Genomic DNA, 21,558 nt, shown 5'->3' on the forward strand with positions numbered 1-21,558 from the left:
GAACAGTCGCGGTGAACGCGATATACCTGAGAGTCATGAATATGCCTCTGAGGTATATCGGTCCGAGGTCGTCCCTCCCGATCCGGCGCCGAGGAGGACGCCCCTGTCCGGCAGGCCGTCAGCGTGCGTAGGCCAGCAGCACCGGCTCGTCCTGGCCGGACCAGGTGCCGGTGAGCCCGCCCGCCGCCGGAACGTCGGCCGGGACCGGCTGCCGGACGACCGCCAGCTCGACCTCCCCCACCCGGACCACCGTCCCGCCGCCGTCAACCGGACCAGCCGAAACCGGACCGGTCGGCACCGGTCGGCCGGTCCGGCTGCCGGTCAGCGTCATGCTGGCCGGGCGCATCTCGCGCTTCCCGTCGACCTCGAAGTACTCCTCGGCCTGACCGGCGTCGGCGAGCACGGCGGCGGCCAGCAGCGGCGGGTACACCGGATCGCCGCAGGCGTCGTACGCCCAGCGGCGGCCGAGCACCGAGTGCTCGATGACGCCCACGAGGTGCTCGTCCGCCCCGGCCAGCGGCGCGCCCCGGTAGGTCAGCGGCACCTGGAGCACCGGGCCGTCACCGGCGCGCACCAGCAGCGTCTCCACGCCGACCTCGCCGGCCGGGTCGTCGAACCGGTACGCCGCGACGCGGGTGACCTCCGCGCCCGCCTCCCCGGCGAACCAGGACCGGCCGGGCAGCCAGGGTACGAGCAGCTCCAGTTTCGAGGGGCGCAGTTCCGCGCGGTGCAGGAGAGCCATGCGCGAGATCGTACTGTCGGAACGGGCCGCCGTCAGGCCGCCGCCCACGCCTTGGCGAGCAGCTCCCGGGTGTCGGCGAGCAGCTGCGGCAGCACCTTCGTCCGGCCGATCACCGGCATGAAGTTGGCGTCGCCGCCCCAGCGCGGCACCACGTGCTGGTGCAGGTGCGCGGCGATGCCCGCGCCCGCCACGCCGCCCTGGTTCATGCCCAGGTTGAAGCCGTGCGCGCTGGAGACGTGCCGGACCGCCCGCATGGCGGCCTTGGTGAACGCGGCCAGCTCGACCGTCTCCGGCTCGTCCAGCTCGGTGTAGTCGGCCACGTGCCGGTAGGGGCAGACCAGCAGGTGCCCGGGGTTGTACGGGTAGAGGTTGAGCACCGCGAAGACGTGCTCGCCCCGGGCCACCACCAGGCTCTCCTCGGCCGGCAGACCGGGGGCGCGGCAGAAGGGGCAGCCGGCCGGCTTCTCGTAGCCGCCCTCGGGCCGGTCCTCGCCGGAGATGTAGGTCATCCGGTGCGGCGTCCAGAGCCGGTCCAGCCCGTCCGCCAGACCGTTGTCGCCGCCGTACCCGGTGTCCCGCTCCGCCCCTGTCACACCGGCGATCCTACGATCCGGCCCGCTCGGCGGCAGGACCGGCGTTGGTACGCGACTCCACCACCTCGCGGACGTGCGCCACCGCCTCGTCGATCGGTACGCCGTTGCGCTGCGAGCCGTCCCGGTAGCGGAACGAGACGGTGCCGGCAGCCACGTCGTCGTCGCCGGCGATCACCATGAACGGGATCTTCTGCTGCTGCGCGTTGCGGATCTTCTTCTGCATCCGGTCGTCGCCCAGGTCCACCTCGGCCCGGACGCCGTGCCGGCGCAGCGTCGCGGCGAAGTCGACCAGGTAGTCGCCGTGCTCCTCGCGGATCGGGATGCCGACCACCTGCACCGGCGCCAGCCAGGCCGGGAACGCGCCCGCGTAGTGCTCGGTGAGCACGCCGATGAACCGCTCGATCGACCCGAACTTGGCGCAGTGGATCATCACCGGCTGCTGCCGGGTGCCGTCGGCCGCCTGGTACTCCAGCCCGAAGCCCTTCGGCTGGTTGAAGTCGTACTGGATGGTCGACATCTGCCACGTGCGGCCGATCGCGTCCTTGGCCTGCACGGAGATCTTCGGGCCGTAGAACGCCGCGCCGCCCGGGTCCGGCACCAGCTCCAGCCCGGTCTCCAGCGCGCACTGCTCCAGCACGGCGGTGGCGGTCGCCCAGTCCTCGTCGGACCCGACGAACTTGTCCGGCCGGGAGTCGTCGCGGGTCGACAGCTCCAGGTAGAAGTCGTCGATGCCGAAGTCGCGCAGCAGGCTCAGCACGAAGCCGAGCAGGTGCTTGATCTCGGCCGGCGCCTGCTCCTTGGTGCAGTAGGAGTGCGAGTCGTCCTGGGTGAAACCACGCACCCGGGTCAGGCCGTGGATCACGCCGGACTTCTCGTACCGGTAGACCGACCCGAACTCGAACAGCCGCAGCGGCAGCTGCCGGTAGGACCGCCCGCGCGACCGGTAGATCAGGTTGTGCATCGGGCAGTTCATGGCCTTGAGGTAGTAGTCGCTGCCCTCCATCTCCATCGGCGGGAACATCGTGTCCTTGTAGTAGGGCAGGTGTCCCGAGGTGTGGAAGAGACCTTCCTTGGAGATGTGCGGCGTGCCGACGTAGTCGAAGCTCTCCTCGATGTGGCGCGCCCGAACGTAGTCCTCCATCACCCGCTTGAGCACGCCACCCTTGGGGTGGAAGACCGGCAGGCCGGAGCCGATCTCGTCGGGGAAGCTGAACAGGTCGAGGTCCGCGCCGAGCTTGCGGTGGTCGCGGCGGGCGGCCTCCTCCAGGAGCTTCAGGTACGCCTTGAGCTCGTCGCGGGTCGGCCATGCCGTGCCGTACACGCGCTGCAGCTGCGGGTTCTTCTCCGACCCGCGCCAGTACGCGGCGGCCGAGCGCATCAGCTTGAACGCGCCGATCAGCCGGGTGTTCGGCAGGTGCGGGCCGCGGCACAGGTCCGACCAGCAGACCTTGTCCTCGTTCGCGGCGAGGTTGTCGTAGATGGTCAGCTCGCCGCCGCCCACCTCCATCACCTCGGAGGAGTCCAGCCCTTCCCCCTTGACCTCGATCAGCTCCAGCTTGAACGGCTCCGCGGCCAGCTCGGCGCGGGCCTCGTCCAGGTCGGCGAACCGGCGGCGGCGGAACCGCTGGCCGGACTTGACGATCTCCTGCATGCGCTTCTCGAGCTTGGCCAGGTCGTCCGGCTGGAACGGCTTGTCGACACCGAAGTCGTAGTAGAAGCCGTTGTCGATCGGCGGGCCGATGCCGAGCTTCGCCTCCGGGAAGACGTCCTGCACCGCCTGGGCCAGCACGTGGGCGGTGGAGTGGCGCAGCACGTTCAGCCCGTCCGGGCTGTCCAGGGCGACCGGCTCGACGGCGACGTCCTCGGCCGGGCGCCAGTCCAGGTCGCGCAGCTGGCCCTGCGGGTCGCGGACCACCACGATCGCCTTCGGCCCGGTCATCGGCAGGCCGGCCGCGGCCACCGCGTCGGCCGCCGTGGTCCCGGCGGCGACGACGACGGGGTCGGCCACGACGGGGGTACGGGGTGCGGACACGGTGACTCCTAGTCGTCGACGGTACGGAAGGGCCGCTGAACGGCCCCTGCGATGCTATCGGTCGCCCGGACCCGGACCGCCGCCGACGCCACCGCCCGTCCCCGGAGAGTTCCGTGCCGGGTTGAACCTTTTCGCCCCGCCGCCCGAACTACCAGGTGGGGCCGGAGCCGGAACCGGCCCCAGTCGAGAAGGATGGGGACGATCATGAGGATGACCCGTCAGGGCCAGTGGGCGGCAGCGCTGCTGGCGGCCGTACTCGCCGGGGCGGTGGGCTGGCCGGGCGCGGCGAACGCGGCCGGGGTGACCGTCACGACCTCGCCCGCACAGGTCCGCCAGGGCGACGCGATCGAACTCTCCGTGCTGGTGCCGGCCGACAAGCCCGGCACCCGGACGACCCGGATCGAGCTGACCATGCCCGCGGACGCCCCGATCGGCGAGGTGTACCCGCTGTCGGTGCCGGACTGGGCGCCCACCATCACCACCCGCACGCTCGACCAGCCGGTCCCCGGCATGCACGCGGCCGAACTGAACCAGGTGACCCACGCGGTGAGCTGGCTGCGGATGCCCGGCACCGGAACCGGGCCGGCCCGGCTGCCGCTGGGCATGGGACCGATGCCCGCCACCGACCGGCTCACGTTCACCGTGACCCAGACGTACGACGACGGCACCGTGGTCCGGTGGGCGGACCCGGCGGGTGGCGCGCACCCCGCGCCGACGCTCGCCCTGCTGCCGCCGCTGCCGGGCACCGTGACGCACGACGGCGCCCCCGCAGCGGGCGGCGCCGGGCACGGCGGTCACGGCGCGCCGGGCGCCCTCGGCGGGGTGCAGGGTGGCGCGCAGGGCGGCACGGCACCGGCGGCCGGGGCTGCCGACGACGGGCCGAGCGCCGACCTGCTGCTCGGCGGCGGCCTGCTCGCCGGGCTGGCCGGTGGCGCGGCGATCGGCTGGCTGCTCAGTCGCCGCCGGCGCGACACCATGACCCTCCCGGAAGACAGCAACGGCCCTTCCGACGCCACCGAGACCCCCGACGGCGCGACCCCCGAAACCACCGCGACCGGCAGCGCGACGCCCGAGACTGCGCCCCTCGCCGGCGCGGCCTCCGACAGCGCGACCCCCGAAGCCGGCGAGCCCGTCACCGCCGGCACCGCCCCCACGCGCCCCTGACCGCCACCCGCCCCGCCCCGCCCAACAAGCGGGAGCACCATCCACGATGCGAGACCGCAGTAGATCTTGGTACGAAACGGCCCCCAGGAGGGCCGTTTCGTACCAAGATCTCGGACTGCTGCGGCGGCGGAACGCGGGCAGGGGCACGGGTGGGGTGGGGGGTGGGTCAGGCGGTGGCGGTCAGCCAGCCGGGGAGTGGCTCGCGGGCGGCCAGCCAGCCCTCCGGCACCCCGCCCGGCGCGCCGACCCCGGTGTACGCGGCCACGATCCCGCCCACGATGGCGGCGGTGGTGTCCACGTCGCCGCCCGCCTCCACGCAGGCCCGGATCGCGGCGGGGTAGTCGTGCAGCAGCGTGGCGGCGACCCAGAGCGTGAACGGCACGGTGTCCTGCGCGGTGACCCGGGAGCCGTTGCCGAGCGCGTCGGCCACCTCCGCGGCGCTACGGCCGAGCAGCGCGGCGGCCCGGCGTACCCCTCGGTGCACCTCACCGGCCGGGTCGAGCGCCCCGGCGACGGCGGTGAGCAGCCGGGCCGGGTCGGGCCGGTCGCCGTCGAGGCGGGCGCGGGCGGCGAGCGAGGCGGCCACCGCGACCGCCACCGCCCCGGCGACCCCTTCCGGGTGCGCGTGTGTCACCTCGGCCGAGGCGCGGGCCTGCGCGGCGGCACGGCGGGTGGAGTCGGCGTGCCAGGCGCCGAGCGGCGCGACCCGCATCGCGGCGCCGTTGCCGCAGGAGCCCTGCCCGTCGAACGCGGACGCGGCGGCCACCGGCCACGGCGTGCCGGTGCGGATCAGCCGCAGGACCGTCACCGCGCCCGGCCCGTACCCCCGGTAGGGCTCGCAGCGCTGCGCGAACGCCAACGCCAGCCGGTCGGAGTCGATCCGCCCGGCGGCGGCCAGCTCGGCCACGACGGAGCAGGCCATCTCGGTGTCGTCGGTCCACTCCCACGGCGGCGCGGGCAGCCGACCGGCGGCGAGGTCGTCCGGGCGCCGGCCGGGGACGAAGAACTGGGAGCCGAGGGCGTCGCCCACCGACAGGCCGGCCAGCGCGTCGCGGGCGAGCGCGAGGCGGGTGTCGGGGAAGAGCGTGAACGTCATCGCCGTCCCAGCTTGCCCGCTTCGCCGGACCGCCGCAACGCGTCCGGCTTGCCACGCCGAGTACGGTGCTGACGTGGCAACCGTCCTGCTGGTCGAAGACGACCACGTCGTACGCGGCGCCATGCTGCGGTCGCTCACCGACCGGGGGCACGCGGTGCACGCCGTCGGCACCGCGCTCGACGCGCTGCGGCGGGTCGCCGCGGAGACACCGGATCTGGTGGTGCTCGATCTCGGCCTGCCCGACCTGGACGGCTCGGACGCGCTGCGCATGCTGCGCGGCATCACCGACGTGCCGATCATCATCGCCACCGCCCGCGACGACGAGCAGTCGGTGGTACGGCTGCTGCGCGCCGGCGCGGACGACTACATGGTCAAGCCGTTCACCGGAGCGCACCTGGACGCCCGGATCACCACGGTGCTGCGCCGGGCCGGCCGGGCCAGCCGTACCGTCGCGCCGGCCGTGCACACGGTCGGCGGCCTGCGGGTCGACGTGGGCGAGCGCAGCGCCGTGCTGGACGGGGAGGCGCTGGCCCTGACCCGCAAGGAATTCGACCTGCTGGCGTATCTCGCCGCGCGTCCCGGCCGGGTAGTGTCCCGGCGGGAACTCTTGGAGGAGGTATGGCGGCAGCCATCGGTCGGCGAGGACCAGACCATCGACGTTCACCTGTACTGGCTCCGCCGCAAAATGGGCGAGTCCGCGGCGAAGCCGCGCTACCTGCGCACCGTGCGGGGGGTCGGCTTCCGGCTGGTGGCGCCGGACTGAGGTTCAGCCTCGCCGGGCTCACCGCGGGGCTGTGCGGCCTGATCGCGCTCGCATTCCTCATCCCGCTCGGGCTCACACTCGGCGACCGGACCCGGGAGGCCGAGCTGGCCGACGCGGCCCGCCGGGCCGCGCTGGTGACCGGCGCGCTGGCGGTCAGCACGGACACCGCGACCGTCGAGCGGGCGGTGGCCGCCGCGGCCGGCGACGATCCGGCGCTGCGTCCGGTCGTGCACGGCATCGGGGCGGACGAGTCCGCCGGGCGCGCGAACCCGCAGATGCTCGCCGACGCCGCCGCGCAGCGGCAGTCGGTGGTGACCGACGTGGACGGCGGGGTGCTGCGGCTGGACCCGGTGGTGCTCGGTGACCGGGTCGCCGTGGTGGAGGTGTTCGTCCCCGACGAGGTGCTCGACTCCGGCGGCGGCGGGCGGTGGCTGCTGCTGCTCGCGATCGGCCTGGCGCTGGTCGGCGCGGCGGTGGCGGTGGTCGACCGGGTGGCGGCAAGGGCGGTGGACGCCACCGGCGACCTGGTCAAGGCGGCGCTCGCGGTGGGTGACGGCGAGCTGGGGGTACGGGTCGAGCCGACCGGCCCGCGTGAGCTGGCCGAGGCCGGGCACGCGTTCAACCGGATGACGGAACGGCTGGTGGCACTGCGTGCCGACGAGCACGAACTGGTCGCCGACCTGTCGCACCGGCTGCGGACGCCGCTGACCGCGCTGCGGCTGGACGCCGAGGCGCTGGAGTCCGACGACACGAGCATCGGCACGTTCAGCGAGGCGGAGCTGGACCGGCGGCGCGGCATCCGGCGGATCCGGCAGGCGATCGTCACGCTGGAGGGCGAGGTCGACCAGCTCATCAAGACGACCCGCAAGGCGGTCGCCCAGGAGTCGGCGCCGGCGTCGTGCGACGTGAGCGAGGTGGTCCGGGACCGGATGGTCTTCTGGTCGGCGCTGGCCGGGGACCAGAACCGGCCGCACCGGGTGGTCGGGGCGCAGTTGCGCATCCCGGCGCCGGTGCCCCGCGCCGAGCTGGCCGCCGCGTTGGACGCGGTGATCGGCAACGTGTTCCGGTACACCCCGCAGGGCACCGCGTTCGAGGTGGCGGTGAGCCGCCGGGACGGCTGGGTGGCGATCCGCATCGACGACGCCGGGCCGGGCATCGCCGACCCGGACCGGGCGCTGCGCCGGGGTGAGAGCGACAGGGGTTCCACCGGGCTCGGTCTGGACATCGCCAAGCGGGTGGCGTTGCAGGCGAACGGTTCGGTCAGCATCGACCGGGCCCGGCTCGGCGGGGCGAGCGTGGTGATGCTGCTGGCCGACCCGGACGCGGCGCCCCGGCAGGTGAACCGGTTCGGGCTGGTCGGGCGGATGGCCCGGGAGGCCCGCGAGCCGCGGACCGGGCGGCGCTGGCCGCGCCCGCGGTGACCCGTGACTGTGTACCGGCGCAAGTTCTCCTTAAAGGTGGTTTAACGCGGGCCGGAAAACCGGCGTGAACTGCCAGGATCGTTGACAGAACCCATCAGTTCCGTCGGCCGGGACGCCCCGTAAGACCTTCCGGCCGGCGGATCATGCGCGCGGCGGGAGTCCGGTCCCCCCACACCTCGCTCCCGTCGCGCGCGCTCTCCCGTCGATCCCGGGCGCGAGGTGACCGTCATGCCGCCGGCCGTCAGCCGTCTGCTCCGCTGGGCCGCCGTCATCGGCCTGGGCATTGCGCTCACGCTCGCACTCTGGCAGGACCCGGTGCTCGCGCACGGTCCCGTCCGGCCCGCGCCCGTCGCCTCCGGTTCCGCCGCCGCGCTCACCGCGCTGGCGCTGTCCGGGCTGATGCTGACCGCGCGGCGCCGGCCGCCCCGGGGATCACGGCGGCCGGCGCCCGTACGGCCGCTCAGCGCGCCGCGCTCCCCAGGTACGCGTCGATCTCGGCGGTGATCCGGGCCTGCTCGGCCGGCGCGAGGAACGCCGCGGCGACCGCGTCGCGGGCCAGCGCGGCCACCCCGTCCGGGCCGAGTCGCAGCAGCCGGGCGGCCACCGCGTACTCGTCGTTGAGCGTGGTGCCGAACATCGGCGGGTCGTCGGAGTTGATGCTGACCGGCACCCCGGCCTCGACCAGCCGGGGCAGCGGGTGCGCGTCCAGGCTCGGTACGGCCCGCGTGCGCACGTTCGACGTCGGGGAGATCTCCAGCGGGATCCGCCGCTCGGCGAGGTAGGTCAGCAGCGCCGGGTCCTGCGCGGCGGAGATGCCGTGGCCGATCCGCTCGGCGCCCAGCTCGCGCAGCGCGTCCCAGATCGTCTCCGGGCCGGTGGTCTCACCGGCGTGCGGCACCGACCGCAGCCCGGCCGCCCGCGCCTGGTCGAACCAGGGCTTGAACTGCGGGCGGGGCACGCCGATCTCGGGACCGCCGAGGCCGAAGCTGATCAGCCCGTCCGGTCGTTCGTCGAGCGCGATCCGCAGCGTCTGCTCGGCGGCGGGCAGGCCGGCCTCGCCGGGGATGTCGAAGCACCAGCGCAGCGCGATGCCGAAGTCGGCCTCGGCGCGCTTGCGGGCGTCCTCGATCGCCTCGCAGAACGCGGGCGCCGGGATGCCGCGGTTGACGTGCGAGTACGGCGTCACAGTCAGCTCCGCGTAGCGGACCTGCTGGCGGGCCAGTTCCCGGGCGACCTCGTGGGTGAGCAGCCAGACGTCGTCGGCGTCGCGGATCAGGTCCACCACGCTCAGGTAGACCTCGATGAAGTGGGCGAAGTCGCGGAACGCGAAGTAGTCGGCGAGCGCCTCCGGGTCGGCCGGGACGGGGCTGCGCCCCTCGTGCCGGGCGGCCAGCTCGGCGACGATCCGGGGTGAGGCCGAGCCGACGTGGTGCACGTGCAGCTCCACCTTGGGCAGTCCGGCGATGAAGGTGGGCAGGTCGGTCACGAGTTCTCCTCTGCGCGGGCGCCGGTACGGGCCACCATGAAGATCCGGCGGAACGGGAAGTACACCTGACCCTGCCGCACCGGGTACGCCTGCGCGAGCCGTACCCCCAGCTCGGCGCGGAAGTCGGCCCAGCCGGCGGCGTCCAGCGCGGCGCGCACCGGGCGCAGCGCGGTGCCCTCCATCCAGGCCAGCACCGGGTGGTCGGCGCCGGCGGCGGGCAGCAGATGCACGTACGTAGTCTCCCAGGCGTCGACCGCGCAGCCCGCGTCGGTCAGCAGCGTGGCGTAGCCGACGGGCTCGTCGACGGGCGCCTCGCGTAGCTTCGCGGCGAGCGCGTCCCGCCACCGGTCCTGCGCGGCCACGGAGCGCAGCAGCCGGTGCGAGGGCGCGTCGAAGTTGCCGGGCACCTGGAACGCCATCCAGGCACCGGCCGGCAGCTCCCCCGCCCAGCGGCGCAGCAGGTCGCGGTGTTCCGGCACCCACTGGAGCACGGCGTTGCCGACCAGCACGTCCACGTCCGGCTCGGGCCGCCAGCCGCGGACGTCGGCGACCGCGTACGCGACCGGACCGCCGTCGGCGCTCGCCCGGGCGATCATCTCCGGGGAGGAGTCCAGGCCGGTGACCCGGCTGCCGGGCCAGCGGCCGGCGAGCGTCGCGGTGAGGGTGCCGGGGCCGCAGCCGAGGTCGACGACGGCGCGCGGGTGCGCGGCGCCGACGCGGGCCAGCAGGTCGTGGAACGGCCGGGAACGCTCGTCGCCGTAGCGCAGGTAGGTGCGCGGATCCCACATGACAGCCTCCAAACCGTACGTACGTCTTGCTAGACCGTACGGCCCGGCGCGCGCGACGGCAAGCCGCTCACTAGGCTCGACCGGGTGGAACAGCGCAGCTTCGACCGGCTCGGCCGGCACGTCGGCATCATCGGACTCGGCGCGTGGCAGCTCGGCGCGGACTGGGGCGAGGTCAGCGAGGACGACGCGCTCGCCGTCCTGGCCGCCGCCGTCGACGCGGGCGTCACCTTCCTGGACACCGCCGACGTGTACGGCGACGGCCGCAGCGAGGCGCTGATCGGGCGGTTCCTGCGGTCCCGCCCCGGGCACGGGCTCACCGTGGCCACCAAGATGGGCCGCCGGGTGGAGCAGACGCCGGAGGCGTACACGCTCGACAACTTCCGGGCCTGGACCGACCGGTCCCGCGCCAACCTCGGCGTCGACACGCTGGACCTGGTGCAGCTGCACTGCCCGCCCACCGCCGTCTTCGCCGACGACCGGGTCTTCGACGCGCTGGACACGCTGGTGGCCGAGGGCCGCGTGGCCGGGTACGGCGTCAGCGTGGAGACCTGCGACCAGGCGCTCACCGCCATCGCCCGGCCCGGGGTGGCGAGCGTCCAGATCATCCTCAACGCGGTCCGGCACAAGCCGCTGGAGCGGGTGCTGCCGGCCGCCGCTGCCGCCGGGGTGGGGATCATCGCCCGGGTGCCGCTGGCCAGCGGCCTGCTCTCCGGGCGGTACGACGAGAACACCACGTTCCCGGCGAACGACCACCGCACGTTCAACCGCCACGGCGAGTCGTTCGACGTGGGCGAGACGTTCTCCGGCGTCGACTACGACAGCGGCCTGGCCGCCGTACGCCGGCTCGCGCCGCTGGTCGGCGACGACCGGACGATGGCGCAGTTCGCGCTGCGGTGGATCCTCGACCAGCCCGGCGTGACCGTGGTGATCCCCGGCGCCCGCTCCCCCGAGCAGGCGCGCCGCAACGCCGAGGCGGCCGGGCAGCCGGCACTGACTGAGGTGGAGCTGACCGCGGTGCGGGCCACCTACGACGAGCTGATCCGCCCGCAGGTGCACGACAGGTGGTGAGCCGGCCGGCCGGCGCGGCGTCGCCGGGCACCCGGGGCGGCGGGCATGCTGGAGCGGGACTGTCGTCGTCGGAGGGGGAACGATGAGGGGTTGGTTCCGGCTCACCCTGGGACTGGTCGCCGTGGTGCTCGGTGCGCTGTGGACGGTGCTGGGCCTCGGGTACGTCGAGGGCAGCGTGATGAGCGACCAGCGGGTCTGGGCGCTCGTCGGCCCGGTACTGGTCCTGATCGGACTGACCGGGCTGTGGTGGGGCATGCGGGCCCGGCGCCGCTGACGTCGCGGGCAAGGCGAAGCCCCGCCTCCCGTGCGGGATGCGGGGCTTCCGGCACCGGCCGGCGCGGCCGGTGCGGTCAGCTCAGATGGGGCGGACCTGCTCGGCCTGCGGACCCTTCTGACCCTGGGCGATCTCGAACTCCACCCGCTGGTTCTCCTCCAGCGTGCGGTAGCCGCTGGTCTGGATGGCCGAGAAGTGGACGAACACGTCAGCACCCCCGCCGTCGACGGTGATGAAGCCGAAGCCCTTGTCAGCGTTGAACCACTTCACGGTTCCCTGCGCCATGTGTATCTCCTTCTAAAACTGGCGGCCGAGCACGCCGTGCGGCCGATTGGCCGTTTTCGAGCAGCGGCGCCTGAGGCGGCCCCCAATGCAGGAGACTTCTCTCAACCCACGCGTCTCTCAACAGCGTGAGACAGCAAACCACGTACGCAAAAACTTCGCACAGCCTAACGGACGAAATTTCTCCGACATGTGATCTGAAGGTCTCGCGGAGGCCGCCGCGCGGCCCCGTCGCAGCCATGCGAAAGGCCCCTTTCCCGCACTCGGGAAAGGGGCCTTTCCGGCCTTTTCGTCAGTCCGGCCAGCGACCGGTCAGCCGGCGTACGCCCACCGCTCCGCCCCTGTCGACGGCGGCCCGCACCACCGAGAAGATGGCCCCCTGCAGGGCCGCGGCGGCGAGCACCTCGCCCCAGCGGCGGTCCTCGTCGGTGGCGCTCGGCGCCTCGCCGTCGCCCGCCGTCACCTTCCAGACCTGACGGAAGATCGCCCCGGCGACGGCACCGGCGGCCAGGCCGAGCAGCACCCCCACCGGCTTGTACGCCGCCTTGCCGACCCTTCCACTCACCTGCGCCTCCCTCTGACGATCACCAGCACCACCGCCGTCACCAGCGCGCCGGCCGCGATGGCCGCCCACGGCAACGGGTTGCGCCCGACCGCCTCACCCTTCTCGTACGCCTGCGCCCGGACCAGCCGGGCCCGCTCCGCCGCCCGCCCCCGCACCCTGGCCGCGGTCAGCGACGCCTGCTCCCGCATCCGCGCCTTCGCCGCCTCGGCGGAGTGCCGCACCAGCGCCTTCGGATCGGCCCTCGCCGCGAGCAGCTCCATCGTCTCACCGAGCTCCACCCGGGTCCGGCGGATCTCCTCCCGGAGCGCCGCCACGTCCCCGGTCCCGTTACCGGTCATGCCCGCCTCCCGTCCTTCACCGCGGCGGTGACCGTGTCCACGTCCGCCCGAACGCTGCGCACCGCCGCCTCGGGCACCGGCGGGACGGCACGGCTGACCTGCTTCTTGCCCACGAGCGCCAGGATCCCGGCGAGCAGGAACAGTGCCACCGCCACGATGAGGGCGGCCAGCCACGCCGGCATGACAAGCGCCAGTAGCAGGATCACCGTAGCGACCAGAGCGCCCGCGCCATAGAGCGCCATCACCCCGCCGCCGCCGAACAGACCAATCCCGATCCCGGCGTGCTTGCCCTTCTGGGTCAGCTCCGCCCGGGCCAGGGCCAGCTCGTCCCGCACCAGGCGGGTGACCTGCTCGGTGGCGCGCTGCACCAGTTCGGCGGTGGACGGCTCGCTCCCGGTCCGCGACGTGCTGCGACTCGCGACGTCAGCCATGCTGTCCTCCTTTCGTCATCACCGCGCTGTATGCCCGGAGTCGCCGCCCGTCAATCCTGCGCGGCGCGGCCGGTCCGCCCGGCCGCGCGCCGCCGGACCCCGGTGCCGCGAGCACCGGATCCGGGGCGTGCGCACCACGTCCCCCGCAACGGGCCGGGCAAACCCGTCCGGCCCGAAAGCCCCCGAAAGCTCCCCCTCCGCACGCGCGGAACCCCCGGCGCCGGAGGCGGCCGGGGGTTCCGATCGGGGTACGGGGTCAGCGACGCGCCTCGGCGTGCTCCTCCCGGCCGCCCACGAACACCTCGCTGCGGGCCTCGCCGTCGTCGCTGCCGCCGAAGACCCGCGCGTCGTCGGGCGCCTCGGTGTCCGACGCGCGGCGGACCGGGCGGCGCAGCGGCACCGCCTGCCAGGGCAGCGGGCCGGTGGTGTCGCCCACCTCGGCACGCAGCCGGGGCAGGGCGGTCGGGCGCTGGTCGCGTACCCAGGTCACCAGGTGCTCGCGGACCAGGCACCGCAGGTCCCACAGGCTGCCCGCGTCGGCGGCGCTGACCAGCGCGCGGACCTTGACCATGCCGCCGGTCGCGTCGGTCACCTGGAGCACGCAGACGCGCCCGTCCCACAGCTCGGTGCCCTCGCACAGGCGGCGCAGCTCCTCCCGCATCGCCTGCACCGGGACGGCCCAGTCCAGCTCGAACTCGGCGGTGCCGAGCACCGCCGCCTCGGTACGCGTCCAGTTCTGGAACGGCCGGCTGGTGAAGTAGGAGGTGGGCAGGATCAGCCGGCGGTCGTCCCAGATCTGCACCACCACGTAGCTGAGCGTCAGCTCCTCGATCCGGCCCCACTCCCCCTCGACCACCACCACGTCGTCCAGGCGTACCGCGTCGCTGAACGCGAGCTGGAGACCGGCGAAGACGTTGGCGAGCAGGCTCTGTGCGGCCAGCGCGGCGACCGCGGCGATCACACCGGCGGAGGTCAGCACACCGGCGCCGACGCCGCGTACGGCCGGGAACGTCATCAGCATGACGCCGACCGTGAGGATCACGATCACCGCGATGGTGAGCCGGCGCAGCAGCACCACCTGGGTACGTACCCGCCGGGCGTGCCTGTTGTTCGGCACGTCGACCCGGAACCGGGCCAGCGCGGTGTCCTCCGCCACCACCAGCAGCGAGGCCACCAGCCAGGCGGTGGCGGCGATCGTCGCCAGCACCAGCGTGTGCAGGACGAACTGCCGCCAGGGGCTGCCGATCGCGTACCCGGTGCTGAACCGGACCGCGAACTGCACCGCGGCCACGGTGAGCGCGACCTGGAACGCGCGGTGCGCGTGCTCGGTCAGCTCGGTCATCAGCAGCGAGCGGCGGCCGAGGCGGCGGGTGACCCGGTGCACCACCTGGGCCAGCACCAACGCGATCGCCGCCGCGGCGAGCGCGGCGGCGATGGTCACGACGTAACTCTGCACGTACTCTCTCTCCCTCCGACCGGGCGGGCATCGGGCAAAGGCCCAATGGTGCCCGGCGGCCCGGGTATCGACCAGGATCAGACCTTGCGGTACCGGGACTGGAAGAAGCAGTAGACACCGAACGCGGCGATGCCGAGCGCCATGAGCGCCAGCAGCCACGGCCCGTACGACTGGTCGCGCAGCGTCCGCAGGGCGGCGTCCAGGCCGCGCGCCTTCTCCGGGTCGTAGTTCACCGCGGCGATCACGACCAGCAGGCCGGCGATGGCGAACACGCCACCCCGGGCGGCGTACCCGGCCATGCCGAGGCGGCGGGTGAGCTGGCGGGTCTTGGGGCTCATCTCGCCGGTCTTGAGGTTGCGCTCGAACTTCTTCTTCAGGCCGTAGATCACCATGCCGACGCCGACCGCGGCGAGCACCACCCCGGCCAGTCCGACCAGCCACCGGCCGCCGTCGGAGGCCATCAGCTTCTCGGAGAGCTGCTGCTGCTGGTCGGAGGCGTTGGAGCTGGCGTCCTGGAAGACCTTGATCGCGGTCCAGCCCAGCCAGACGAACACGACGACCCGGACCGCCGAGGCGATCCGTTCGAACAGTCGTTCCTTGCCGGTCTTGGACACGTGGCCGGAGATCGCCTCGAAGGCCTGCCAGATCGCCATGGCGAACAGGCCGACCGCGACCGCGATCAGGAGGAACTTCCCGAGCGGCTGTTCACCGAGGGTGCGCAGCGCGCCGTTCTGGTTTCCCTCCTCGCCCGAGTTACCGAAGGCGATCTGCAGCGCCAGCCAGGCGAAGAGGAGGTGCACCACCCCGTATCCGATGAATCCGGCACGGGTCAACAGTTCGAGCCACCGGCTGTTTCGAGCCTGTGCGGCGGTGGCTCCGGCATTCCGGGTGAGAGACATGAGCCCTCAATCTCCCGGCGGGCGATTTTCCAAACGTCTCGCCCGCCGGGACGGCCGAAACGGATCAGCCGTTGAGGTCGCGGGCGACCCGCAGCACCACCTGCTGGTCGGTGACGCTGTCCAGGCTGACCTGGAAGCCGGCCACCTCGGTGGCCTGCTGGCCGACGGTGAGCGAGAGCTGTTCCCCGGCCACCTCGACGGTGACCTGGTCGCCCTCGGCGCCGACCAGCTTCGCCTCGACGCCGAGGATCCGGGCGCTGGCCTCGACGCCACGGTCGAAGGTGATCGTGCAGGCGTCCAGCCCGCAGTCGGTCTCGGCACCTTCGGAACTGCATCCGGCGAGCAGTGCCGCGCCGAGGGCGAGAGCGGCGAGCAGACCGGCGGTACGGCGGGCGGGGGCGGAGGTGGCGCGTCGCATCGTCACCCGCCCAAGGATAGGCGGCCCGTTCCACGCGCCCGTCGTAGGCGGATGGCGCAGGCCACGCCGGGCGGGGCCCACCCGGTGCGCGCTAGGGTGCCGGAATGGCTTTCGACGTCGCCCGGGTCCGGGCCGCCTACCCTGCCCTGAGCGAGGGATTCGCCCACTTCGACGGCGCCGGGGGCACCCAGACCGCCGCCACAGTCGTCGAGGCGGTGGCCGGGGCGATGCGCGCCGCGACGGGCAACCGCAGCACCGCCTTCCGGCCCGGCCGCCGGGCGCTGGATCTGGTCGCCGGCGCGCGGGCCGCGGTCGCCGACCTGCTCGGCGCGCAGCCGTCCGGCGTGGTGCTCGGGCCCAGCGCCACCGCGCTGACGTACACGCTGGCCCGGACGCTCGGCGCCGGCTGGCGTCCGGGCGACGAGGTGGTGGTGTCCCGGCTGGACCACGACGCGAACGTCCGCCCCTGGGTGCAGGCCGCGCAGGCGTCCGGCGCCACGGTGCGCTGGGCCGAGTTCGACCCGGCGACCGGTGAGCTGCCCGCCGGCCAGTACGCCGACCTGGTCGGCGAGCGCACCCGCCTGGTCGCGGTGACCGCCGGCAGCAACGCGATCGGCACCGTCCCGGACGTGGCGGCGATCGCCAAGACCGCGCACGCCGCCGGGGCGCTGGTGTGCGTGGACGGCGTGCACTCGGTGCCGCACGGCCCGACCGACCTGGCCTCGCTCGGCGCGGACTTCCTGGTGACCAGCGCGTACAAGTGGTCCGGTCCGCACCTGGCGGCGATGGTCGCCGACCCGGCGCGCTGGGCGGCGCTGCACCCGGCGAAGCTGGTCCCCTCCGCCGACGGCGTGCCGGACCGGTTCGAGTACGGCACGCCGAGCTTCCCGCTGCTGGCCGGCGTCACCGCCGCGGTGGACCACCTGGCCGGACTGGACCCGGAGGCGACCGGCGACCGCCGGGAGCGGGTACGCGCCGGACTGGCCGCCGCGCAGGCGCACGAGGAGGCGGTCTTCGACCGGCTGTTCGCCGGGCTGGCCGACCGTCCGTTCGTGACCGTGTACGGCTCACCCGCCCGGCGCTGCCCGACGGTGTCGTTCCGGGTGGCCGGACTGACCCCGGCGCGGACCGCGGCGGCGCTCGGCGAGGCGGGCCTGTGCCTGTCGAACGGCGACTACTACGCCTACGAGTACTTCCACGCCATGGGTCTGCGCGACAGCGGCGGCGCCGTGCGGGCCAGTGTCTACCACTACAACACCGTCGACGAGGTGGACCGGCTGCTGGCCGAACTGGACCGGCTGGCCGGGCCCGGAGGGAGAATGATCCGGTGAGTTTTCTGGTCGAGGAGAACGCCGCCAAGCGACGCTTCGAGATCCTGGTGGACGACGCGCTGGCCGGGTTCACCGCGTACACGCCGCGCGGCGAGACGCTGGTCTTCACGCACACCGAGGTCGACGACCGGTTCCAGGGTCAGGGCGTCGGTGCGGCGCTGGTCCGGGGCGCGCTGGACCAGGTCCGTGCCCGGGGCGGCCGGGTGGTGCCGCAGTGCCCGTTCGTGGCCTCGTTCATCGAGCGCCACCCGGAGTACGCCGACCTGGTGGCCGAGAAGCCGTGAGGCCCGGCCCGGCCGGGGGACCTCCCCACCCGGCCGGGCCGGGAGTCAGCGCACGCCGGTCAGCACCTCGGCGGCGGCCCGGGCCGCGGCGGCGGTGGCGCCGTGGGTGGCCAGGTGCACGGCGCCGGTGACCAGCTCGGGCACGCCCAGCTCGACCACCACCGCGTCGGGGCGTACGGCCAGCGCCCGGCGTACCGCGTCCCGCATCCAGTCGTGGCGGTGCAGGTCGCGCACCACGAGCACCAGCGGCCGACCGGCCGGTGTCGCGCCCGGGTCGGCCGGTACGGCGTCGGCGGCGTAGCGGGCGGTGGTGGTGCCGGGCGCCAGGTGGGTCAGGGGTGCGGCGATGCCCCACGGCGTCTCCTCGCCGATGGCGATGTTGCGCGGCGGCGCGAACTCCACCACGTGCGCCGGACCGGCCAGCGGCAGCAGCCCGGTGTCGCCGCTGACCCGTACCGCCCGGCGGGCGGCGGCGAGCCCGATCGGTGAGCCGTCGGCGGGCGGCGGGCCGGCGATCCGGCGGGCGCGGGCGGCGACGCTCCACGCGGCGAGCTGGCCGACCCGCTTCGCCGCCTCGGCGAGCCGTTCCTCGGGCAGTTCCCCGCTGATCACCGCCGCCACGATCGCGTCACGCAGCTCGCGGGCGTCGGCCTCGGTGGCCCGTTCCCCGCCGACGCAGATCGCGTCGGCGCCGGCCACGAGCGCGCGCACCGCGGCGCCGGTGAAGCCGTACCGGTCGGCCACCGCCCGCATCTCCACCGCGTCGGTGACCACCACGCCGCCGAAGCCCATCTCCTCGCGCAGCAGGCCGCCGAGCACGCGCGGGCTCAGCGTGGCGGGCAGTTCCGGGTCCAGTGCCGGCACCAGCAGGTGGCCGGTCATCACCGCCTGCGCCCCGGCGGCCACGGCGGCGCGGAACGGGGCCAGCTCGACCGCGTCGAGGCGGGCCCGGTCGCCGCCGATGCGGGGCAGGTCGTGGTGCGAGTCGACCCGGGTGTCGCCGTGCCCGGGGAAGTGCTTGGCGCAGGCGGCGACGCCGCCGGACTGCAGGCCGCGTACCCAGGCGGCGGTGTGCCGGGCGACCAGGTCCGGGTCGGCGCCGAACGCGCGTACCCCGATGACCGGGTTGGCCGGGTTGGAGTTGACGTCGGCGTCCGGGGCGTAGTCCAGCGTGACGCCGACGGCGGCGAGTTCGGCGCCGAGGTCGCGGGCGACCTCCTCGGTCAGCGCCGGGTCGTCGACCGCGCCGAGCGCGTAGTTGCCGGGACGGGAGCTGCCCCGGGCGGACTCGATCCGGGTGACGTCGCCGGCTTCCTCGTCGATCGCCACGATGACGTCCGGCCGTTCGGCCCGCAGGGTCGCGGTGAGGGTGGCGACCTGCTCGTGGTCGACGACGTTGCGGGCGAACAGGACGACCGAGCCGAGCCCTTCGCCGAGCCAGCGGCACACCCATGGCGGCGGTGTGGTGCCGACGAAGCCCGGTTGCAGGACGGCGGCGGCGAGCGCCGCCAGGTCTCCGGTCGATCCCACGGTCCGCTCGCTCACGCTGTCGTACCCCCGTCTCCCCCACGGCCCCGCCGGGGCCGGCGGGTGCTGCCATGGTCACACCGCGCCGCTAAATAGTCAACAATCCTTACTGTTAGCCGCTGGCGCCCCGCGACCACCCGTGGGAGAGTTCCCACATGTCCGCCCTGCCGCTCGCCGACGCCACCAGCGCCGCCGACATCCCCGGCGTACGCCTGCTCGGTCTGGTCGTCGGCGGCCTGTTCCTGCTGATCGCGATCCGGGCCATGTTCCGCCGCTGATCCCCGCCGGGCGGTGAGCGGCGGGGGCGGTTTCGCGCGGGATCACCGGGGGTAGCTGAGGCGCTTGATGAAACTGACCACGCACTCCTCCAGCCTGCGCCGGGCGGCACGGAACCTGTTCGGCTGGACCGCGCTGCGGCCCAACCAGCTCGCCGCCATGCGCGCCGTGATGAAGCGCCGGGACGCACTGGTGGTACTGCCCACCGGCGCCGGCAAGTCGGCGATCTACCAGATCCCGGCCAGCCTGATCCCCGGCCCGACGGTGGTGATCTCCCCGCTGCTGGCGTTGCAGCAGGACCAGATCGCCGCGCTCAACGAACGGCAGCGCCCGGAGCTGCGCGCGGTGCGGATCAGCTCGGACGAGAGCGCCGCCCAGCAGGCCGAGGCGATCGAGGACATCCGCGCCGGGCGCGCGGAGTTCCTGTTCATCACGCCGGAGGCGCTGAGCAACCCGGACCGCCTCGCCGAGGTCCGGGAGCTGAAGCCGGCACTGGTGGCGATCGACGAGGCGCACTGCATCTCGGCGTGGGGCCACGACTTCCGGCCGGACTACCTGGCGCTCGGTCACCTGATCGACGGCCTCGGCCGCCCGCCGGTGGTGGCGCTCACCGCGACCGCCTCCCCGCCGGTACGCGACGACATCATCGCCCGGCTGCGGCTGCGCGAGCCGGAGGTGGTGGTCTCCGGGCTGGACCGGCCCAACCTCTTCCTCGAGGTGGCTCACTGCCCGACCGACGACTACCGGTGGCGGCGGCTGATCGCGCTGCTGCGCGACGACGAGCGGCCCGGCATCATCTACGTGCCGACCCGCCGGGCGGCCGAGGAACTGGCCGAGCGGCTCACCGGCGCCGGATACCCGGCCGAGTTCTACCACGGTGGCATGCCCACCGCGGCCCGGCACGAGCTGCACGAGGCGTTCCTGGCCGACCGCGTGCCGATCATGGTGGCCACCTCGGCGTTCGGCATGGGCATCGACAAGCCGAACATCGCCTGGGTGGTGCACATGGCGCTGCCCGACTCGCCGGACAGCTACTTCCAGGAGATCGGCCGGGCCGGTCGGGACGGCTCGCCGGCCCGGGTGCTGCTGCTGTGGCGCTCCGAGGACGTCGGCCTGCAGCGCTACTTCAGCGGCGGACTGCCGGACGAGAAGGAACTGACCGAACTCGCCGCGGTGCTGCGCGGCAAGGCCCGCAACCGCAAGGAGCTGCGCGAGCTGACCGGTCTCGGTCCGCGCAAGCTGGGCCAGTACCTGTCCCTGCTGGAGCAGGTCGGCGCCGCCGAGCCGCGGGCCAGGCAGCGCATCGCGGCGCCCCGGTACGCGCCGCCGGCCGCCGAGTCCGGCCGCGCCGCGCTGGCCGAGGCGGAACGGCAGCAGACGGTGACCCGGTCGCGTACCGACATGATGCGCGCCTTCGCCGAGACCACGGGCTGCCGGGGCCAGGCCCTGCTGGCGTACTTCGGTGAGCAGATGAGCGAGGTCTGCGGGCACTGCGACAACTGCCACGCGGGCACCAGTGTGGCCGGTGACGGCGCGGTCGGGCCATTCCCGGTGCACAGCCAGGTACGCCACCCGGAGTGGGGCGCCGGCCTGGTGCTCAGTTACGAGGAGGACCGGATGACGGTGCTCTTCGACGAGGTGGGTTACAAGACGCTGTCCGTGCGCGTGGTGTCCGAACAGGGCCTGCTGGAGCTGGACTAGCCTGACCCGGGCGCCGCGGGGGCGCCCGTCGACAACGACGACCACGGCGAAAGGGGCCTGATCGTGATCGAGCAGCCGGCGTACACCCGGTTCGGCGTCTCCGACGAGGAGTGGGGACTGCTTGTGGGGTTGCCGCAGTCGGTGCTCACCGCGGCGGCCGCCGCCGAGTCCGACGGCACCCGCCGCACCATGGCCGAGAACGCCGCCGGGCTGGAGACCATCGCCGCCGGCCGTGAGTCGGCCAGCCCGCTGGTCGCCGCGGTGGCCGGTGAGGTCGTCGACCGGGTCGGCGACCCGGAGACCGGCGCGGAACTGCCGGTCATCACGCCGCCGGACCCGAAGGCGATGATCGACGACGTGCTGGCCCGGGCCGGGCAGGCGTCCGCGCTGCTCGCCGCGCGGGTGGACGAGGGGCAGGCCGGGGCGTACCGCCACTGGCTGGTGGACATCGCCGAGCAGGTGGTGGGCGCCGCCTCCACCGGCGGCATCCTCGGTCTGGGCGGCGACACGGTCACCGACTCCGAGCGCCGGTTCCGGGACCGGCTGGCCCAGGTGCTGAACGACTAGACGGGCTCCTAACAGAAGGCTCGCAGGTCCGTCAATGACGGACGTCACGCCCCACC

The 21,558-nt window shown here is 74.0% G+C and carries 25 protein-coding genes; 11 read left to right on the top strand and 14 right to left on the bottom strand.

Features of this window, described 5'->3' with window-relative positions; translation table 11 throughout:
- Nucleotides 1-118 precede the first annotated feature (118 nt).
- The 3 genes from O7607_RS01855 to thrS are packed head-to-tail and all read right to left on the bottom strand — an operon-like array spanning nt 119 to nt 3,367.
- Nucleotides 119-742: a CG0192-related protein gene (locus O7607_RS01855; protein WP_269700552.1), complete on the bottom strand. Its 624-nt coding sequence runs from the start codon at nt 740-742 to the stop codon at nt 119-121.
- 32 nt (nt 743-774) lie between these two features.
- The gene (locus tag O7607_RS01860; protein ID WP_433495683.1) at nt 775-1,335 is read right to left on the bottom strand and encodes an HIT family protein; all 561 of its coding nucleotides are present in this window, start codon (nt 1,333-1,335) and stop codon (nt 775-777) included.
- Nucleotides 1,336-1,345: 10 nt separating this feature from the next.
- Nucleotides 1,346-3,367, bottom strand: a complete 2,022-nt coding sequence (thrS, locus tag O7607_RS01865; RefSeq protein ID WP_269700553.1) for a threonine--tRNA ligase — start codon at nt 3,365-3,367, stop codon at nt 1,346-1,348.
- 204 nt (nt 3,368-3,571) lie between these two features.
- On the opposite strand from thrS, the gene O7607_RS01870 reads away from it, so the two are divergent.
- Nucleotides 3,572-4,531: a DUF1775 domain-containing protein gene (locus O7607_RS01870; RefSeq protein WP_269700554.1), complete on the top strand. Its 960-nt coding sequence runs from the start codon at nt 3,572-3,574 to the stop codon at nt 4,529-4,531.
- A gap of 166 nt (nt 4,532-4,697) precedes the next feature.
- On the opposite strand, the gene O7607_RS01875 is transcribed toward O7607_RS01870, so the two are convergent.
- On the bottom strand, nt 4,698-5,627 hold the full coding sequence (locus O7607_RS01875; RefSeq protein ID WP_269700555.1) for an ADP-ribosylglycohydrolase family protein: 930 nt from the start codon (nt 5,625-5,627) through the stop codon (nt 4,698-4,700).
- Nucleotides 5,628-5,700: 73 nt separating this feature from the next.
- On the opposite strand from O7607_RS01875, the gene O7607_RS01880 reads away from it, so the two are divergent.
- The 3 genes from O7607_RS01880 (at nt 5,701) to O7607_RS01890 (ending at nt 8,315) form a co-directional block, all read left to right on the top strand.
- The gene (locus O7607_RS01880) at nt 5,701-6,390 is read left to right on the top strand and encodes a response regulator transcription factor (RefSeq protein ID WP_013285422.1); all 690 of its coding nucleotides are present in this window, start codon (nt 5,701-5,703) and stop codon (nt 6,388-6,390) included.
- 29 nt (nt 6,391-6,419) lie between these two features.
- On the top strand, nt 6,420-7,811 hold the full coding sequence (locus O7607_RS01885) for a HAMP domain-containing sensor histidine kinase (protein WP_269706871.1): 1,392 nt from the start codon (nt 6,420-6,422) through the stop codon (nt 7,809-7,811).
- 228 nt (nt 7,812-8,039) lie between these two features.
- On the top strand, nt 8,040-8,315 hold the full coding sequence (locus O7607_RS01890; RefSeq protein ID WP_269700556.1) for a hypothetical protein: 276 nt from the start codon (nt 8,040-8,042) through the stop codon (nt 8,313-8,315).
- Here the strand turns inward: O7607_RS01890 and O7607_RS01895 are convergent.
- Complete coding sequence (locus O7607_RS01895; RefSeq protein WP_269700557.1) at nt 8,272-9,297, bottom strand: adenosine deaminase; 1,026 nt, start codon at nt 9,295-9,297, stop codon at nt 8,272-8,274. The two genes, O7607_RS01890 and O7607_RS01895, sit on opposite strands and share 44 nt — an antisense overlap.
- Entirely contained in the window at nt 9,294-10,085 is a 792-nt protein-coding gene (locus tag O7607_RS01900; RefSeq protein WP_269700558.1) for a trans-aconitate 2-methyltransferase, read from the bottom strand. The genes O7607_RS01895 and O7607_RS01900 overlap by 4 nt, the downstream gene beginning before the upstream one ends.
- Before the next feature lie 84 nt (nt 10,086-10,169).
- Between O7607_RS01900 and O7607_RS01905 the strand changes: the two genes are divergently transcribed.
- The gene (locus tag O7607_RS01905; protein WP_269700559.1) at nt 10,170-11,153 is read left to right on the top strand and encodes an aldo/keto reductase; all 984 of its coding nucleotides are present in this window, start codon (nt 10,170-10,172) and stop codon (nt 11,151-11,153) included.
- An 82-nt stretch (nt 11,154-11,235) separates the two neighbouring features.
- The gene (locus tag O7607_RS01910) at nt 11,236-11,427 is read left to right on the top strand and encodes a hypothetical protein (protein WP_269700560.1); all 192 of its coding nucleotides are present in this window, start codon (nt 11,236-11,238) and stop codon (nt 11,425-11,427) included.
- Between the two features lie 81 nt (nt 11,428-11,508).
- Here O7607_RS01910 and O7607_RS01915 read toward each other — a convergent pair whose 3' ends face one another.
- The 7 genes from O7607_RS01915 to O7607_RS01945 form a co-directional block, all read right to left on the bottom strand.
- The gene (locus O7607_RS01915; RefSeq protein ID WP_007075740.1) at nt 11,509-11,712 is read right to left on the bottom strand and encodes a cold-shock protein; all 204 of its coding nucleotides are present in this window, start codon (nt 11,710-11,712) and stop codon (nt 11,509-11,511) included.
- A gap of 289 nt (nt 11,713-12,001) precedes the next feature.
- Nucleotides 12,002-12,274 carry a DUF4235 domain-containing protein gene (locus O7607_RS01920; RefSeq protein ID WP_013285416.1) on the bottom strand — a complete coding sequence of 91 codons (273 nt, stop codon included), beginning with the start codon at nt 12,272-12,274 and terminating at the stop codon, nt 12,002-12,004.
- Nucleotides 12,271-12,612 carry a DUF3618 domain-containing protein gene (locus O7607_RS01925; RefSeq protein WP_013285415.1) on the bottom strand — a complete coding sequence of 114 codons (342 nt, stop codon included), beginning with the start codon at nt 12,610-12,612 and terminating at the stop codon, nt 12,271-12,273. Before O7607_RS01925 ends, O7607_RS01920 begins: the two co-directional genes overlap by 4 nt.
- Complete coding sequence (locus O7607_RS01930; RefSeq protein ID WP_013474843.1) at nt 12,609-13,043, bottom strand: phage holin family protein; 435 nt, start codon at nt 13,041-13,043, stop codon at nt 12,609-12,611. The genes O7607_RS01925 and O7607_RS01930 overlap by 4 nt, the downstream gene beginning before the upstream one ends.
- A 256-nt stretch (nt 13,044-13,299) precedes the next feature.
- Nucleotides 13,300-14,499 carry a mechanosensitive ion channel family protein gene (locus tag O7607_RS01935; protein WP_269700561.1) on the bottom strand — a complete coding sequence of 400 codons (1,200 nt, stop codon included), beginning with the start codon at nt 14,497-14,499 and terminating at the stop codon, nt 13,300-13,302.
- 77 nt (nt 14,500-14,576) lie between these two features.
- Entirely contained in the window at nt 14,577-15,398 is an 822-nt protein-coding gene (locus O7607_RS01940) for a DUF1206 domain-containing protein (protein WP_269700562.1), read from the bottom strand.
- A gap of 64 nt (nt 15,399-15,462) precedes the next feature.
- Entirely contained in the window at nt 15,463-15,822 is a 360-nt protein-coding gene (locus O7607_RS01945) for a hypothetical protein (protein WP_269700563.1), read from the bottom strand.
- 98 nt (nt 15,823-15,920) lie between these two features.
- On the opposite strand from O7607_RS01945, the gene O7607_RS01950 reads away from it, so the two are divergent.
- A complete protein-coding gene (locus tag O7607_RS01950; RefSeq protein ID WP_269700565.1) occupies nt 15,921-17,147 on the top strand; it encodes a cysteine desulfurase-like protein in 1,227 nt (408 codons plus the stop codon).
- The gene (locus O7607_RS01955; RefSeq protein ID WP_269700566.1) at nt 17,144-17,431 is read left to right on the top strand and encodes a GNAT family N-acetyltransferase; all 288 of its coding nucleotides are present in this window, start codon (nt 17,144-17,146) and stop codon (nt 17,429-17,431) included. Before O7607_RS01950 ends, O7607_RS01955 begins: the two co-directional genes overlap by 4 nt.
- 45 nt (nt 17,432-17,476) lie before the next feature.
- Here O7607_RS01955 and O7607_RS01960 read toward each other — a convergent pair whose 3' ends face one another.
- Entirely contained in the window at nt 17,477-18,976 is a 1,500-nt protein-coding gene (locus O7607_RS01960; RefSeq protein WP_269700568.1) for a glycoside hydrolase family 3 protein, read from the bottom strand.
- A gap of 137 nt (nt 18,977-19,113) precedes the next feature.
- Between O7607_RS01960 and O7607_RS01965 the strand changes: the two genes are divergently transcribed.
- The 3 genes from O7607_RS01965 (at nt 19,114) to O7607_RS01975 (ending at nt 21,502) form a co-directional block, all read left to right on the top strand.
- Nucleotides 19,114-19,236, top strand: coding sequence for a hypothetical protein (locus O7607_RS01965; RefSeq protein WP_013285408.1), 123 nt, complete (start codon nt 19,114-19,116; stop codon nt 19,234-19,236).
- A gap of 67 nt (nt 19,237-19,303) precedes the next feature.
- Entirely contained in the window at nt 19,304-20,935 is a 1,632-nt protein-coding gene (locus O7607_RS01970) for a RecQ family ATP-dependent DNA helicase (RefSeq protein ID WP_269700570.1), read from the top strand.
- Between the two features lie 63 nt (nt 20,936-20,998).
- Nucleotides 20,999-21,502, top strand: a complete 504-nt coding sequence (locus O7607_RS01975; RefSeq protein WP_269700572.1) for a hypothetical protein — start codon at nt 20,999-21,001, stop codon at nt 21,500-21,502.
- Nucleotides 21,503-21,558: the final 56 nt, after the last annotated feature.

This window comes from Micromonospora sp. WMMA1949, from assembly GCF_027460145.1.
Lineage (GTDB): Bacteria > Actinomycetota > Actinomycetes > Mycobacteriales > Micromonosporaceae > Micromonospora.

Coding starts and splice junctions, on each gene's coding strand:
- O7607_RS01855 (WP_269700552.1), bottom strand. CDS start 742: ATGGCTCTCCTGCACCGCGCGGAACTGCGCCCCTCGAAACTGGAGCTG.
- O7607_RS01870 (WP_269700554.1), top strand. CDS start 3,572: ATGAGGATGACCCGTCAGGGCCAGTGGGCGGCAGCGCTGCTGGCGGCC.
- O7607_RS01875 (WP_269700555.1), bottom strand. CDS start 5,627: ATGACGTTCACGCTCTTCCCCGACACCCGCCTCGCGCTCGCCCGCGAC.
- O7607_RS01890 (WP_269700556.1), top strand. CDS start 8,040: ATGCCGCCGGCCGTCAGCCGTCTGCTCCGCTGGGCCGCCGTCATCGGC.
- O7607_RS01900 (WP_269700558.1), bottom strand. CDS start 10,085: ATGTGGGATCCGCGCACCTACCTGCGCTACGGCGACGAGCGTTCCCGG.
- O7607_RS01910 (WP_269700560.1), top strand. CDS start 11,236: ATGAGGGGTTGGTTCCGGCTCACCCTGGGACTGGTCGCCGTGGTGCTC.
- O7607_RS01915 (WP_007075740.1), bottom strand. CDS start 11,712: ATGGCGCAGGGAACCGTGAAGTGGTTCAACGCTGACAAGGGCTTCGGC.
- O7607_RS01925 (WP_013285415.1), bottom strand. CDS start 12,612: ATGACCGGTAACGGGACCGGGGACGTGGCGGCGCTCCGGGAGGAGATC.
- O7607_RS01930 (WP_013474843.1), bottom strand. CDS start 13,043: ATGGCTGACGTCGCGAGTCGCAGCACGTCGCGGACCGGGAGCGAGCCG.
- O7607_RS01940 (WP_269700562.1), bottom strand. CDS start 15,398: ATGTCTCTCACCCGGAATGCCGGAGCCACCGCCGCACAGGCTCGAAAC.
- O7607_RS01950 (WP_269700565.1), top strand. CDS start 15,921: ATGGCTTTCGACGTCGCCCGGGTCCGGGCCGCCTACCCTGCCCTGAGC.
- O7607_RS01965 (WP_013285408.1), top strand. CDS start 19,114: ATGTCCGCCCTGCCGCTCGCCGACGCCACCAGCGCCGCCGACATCCCC.
- O7607_RS01970 (WP_269700570.1), top strand. CDS start 19,304: ATGAAACTGACCACGCACTCCTCCAGCCTGCGCCGGGCGGCACGGAAC.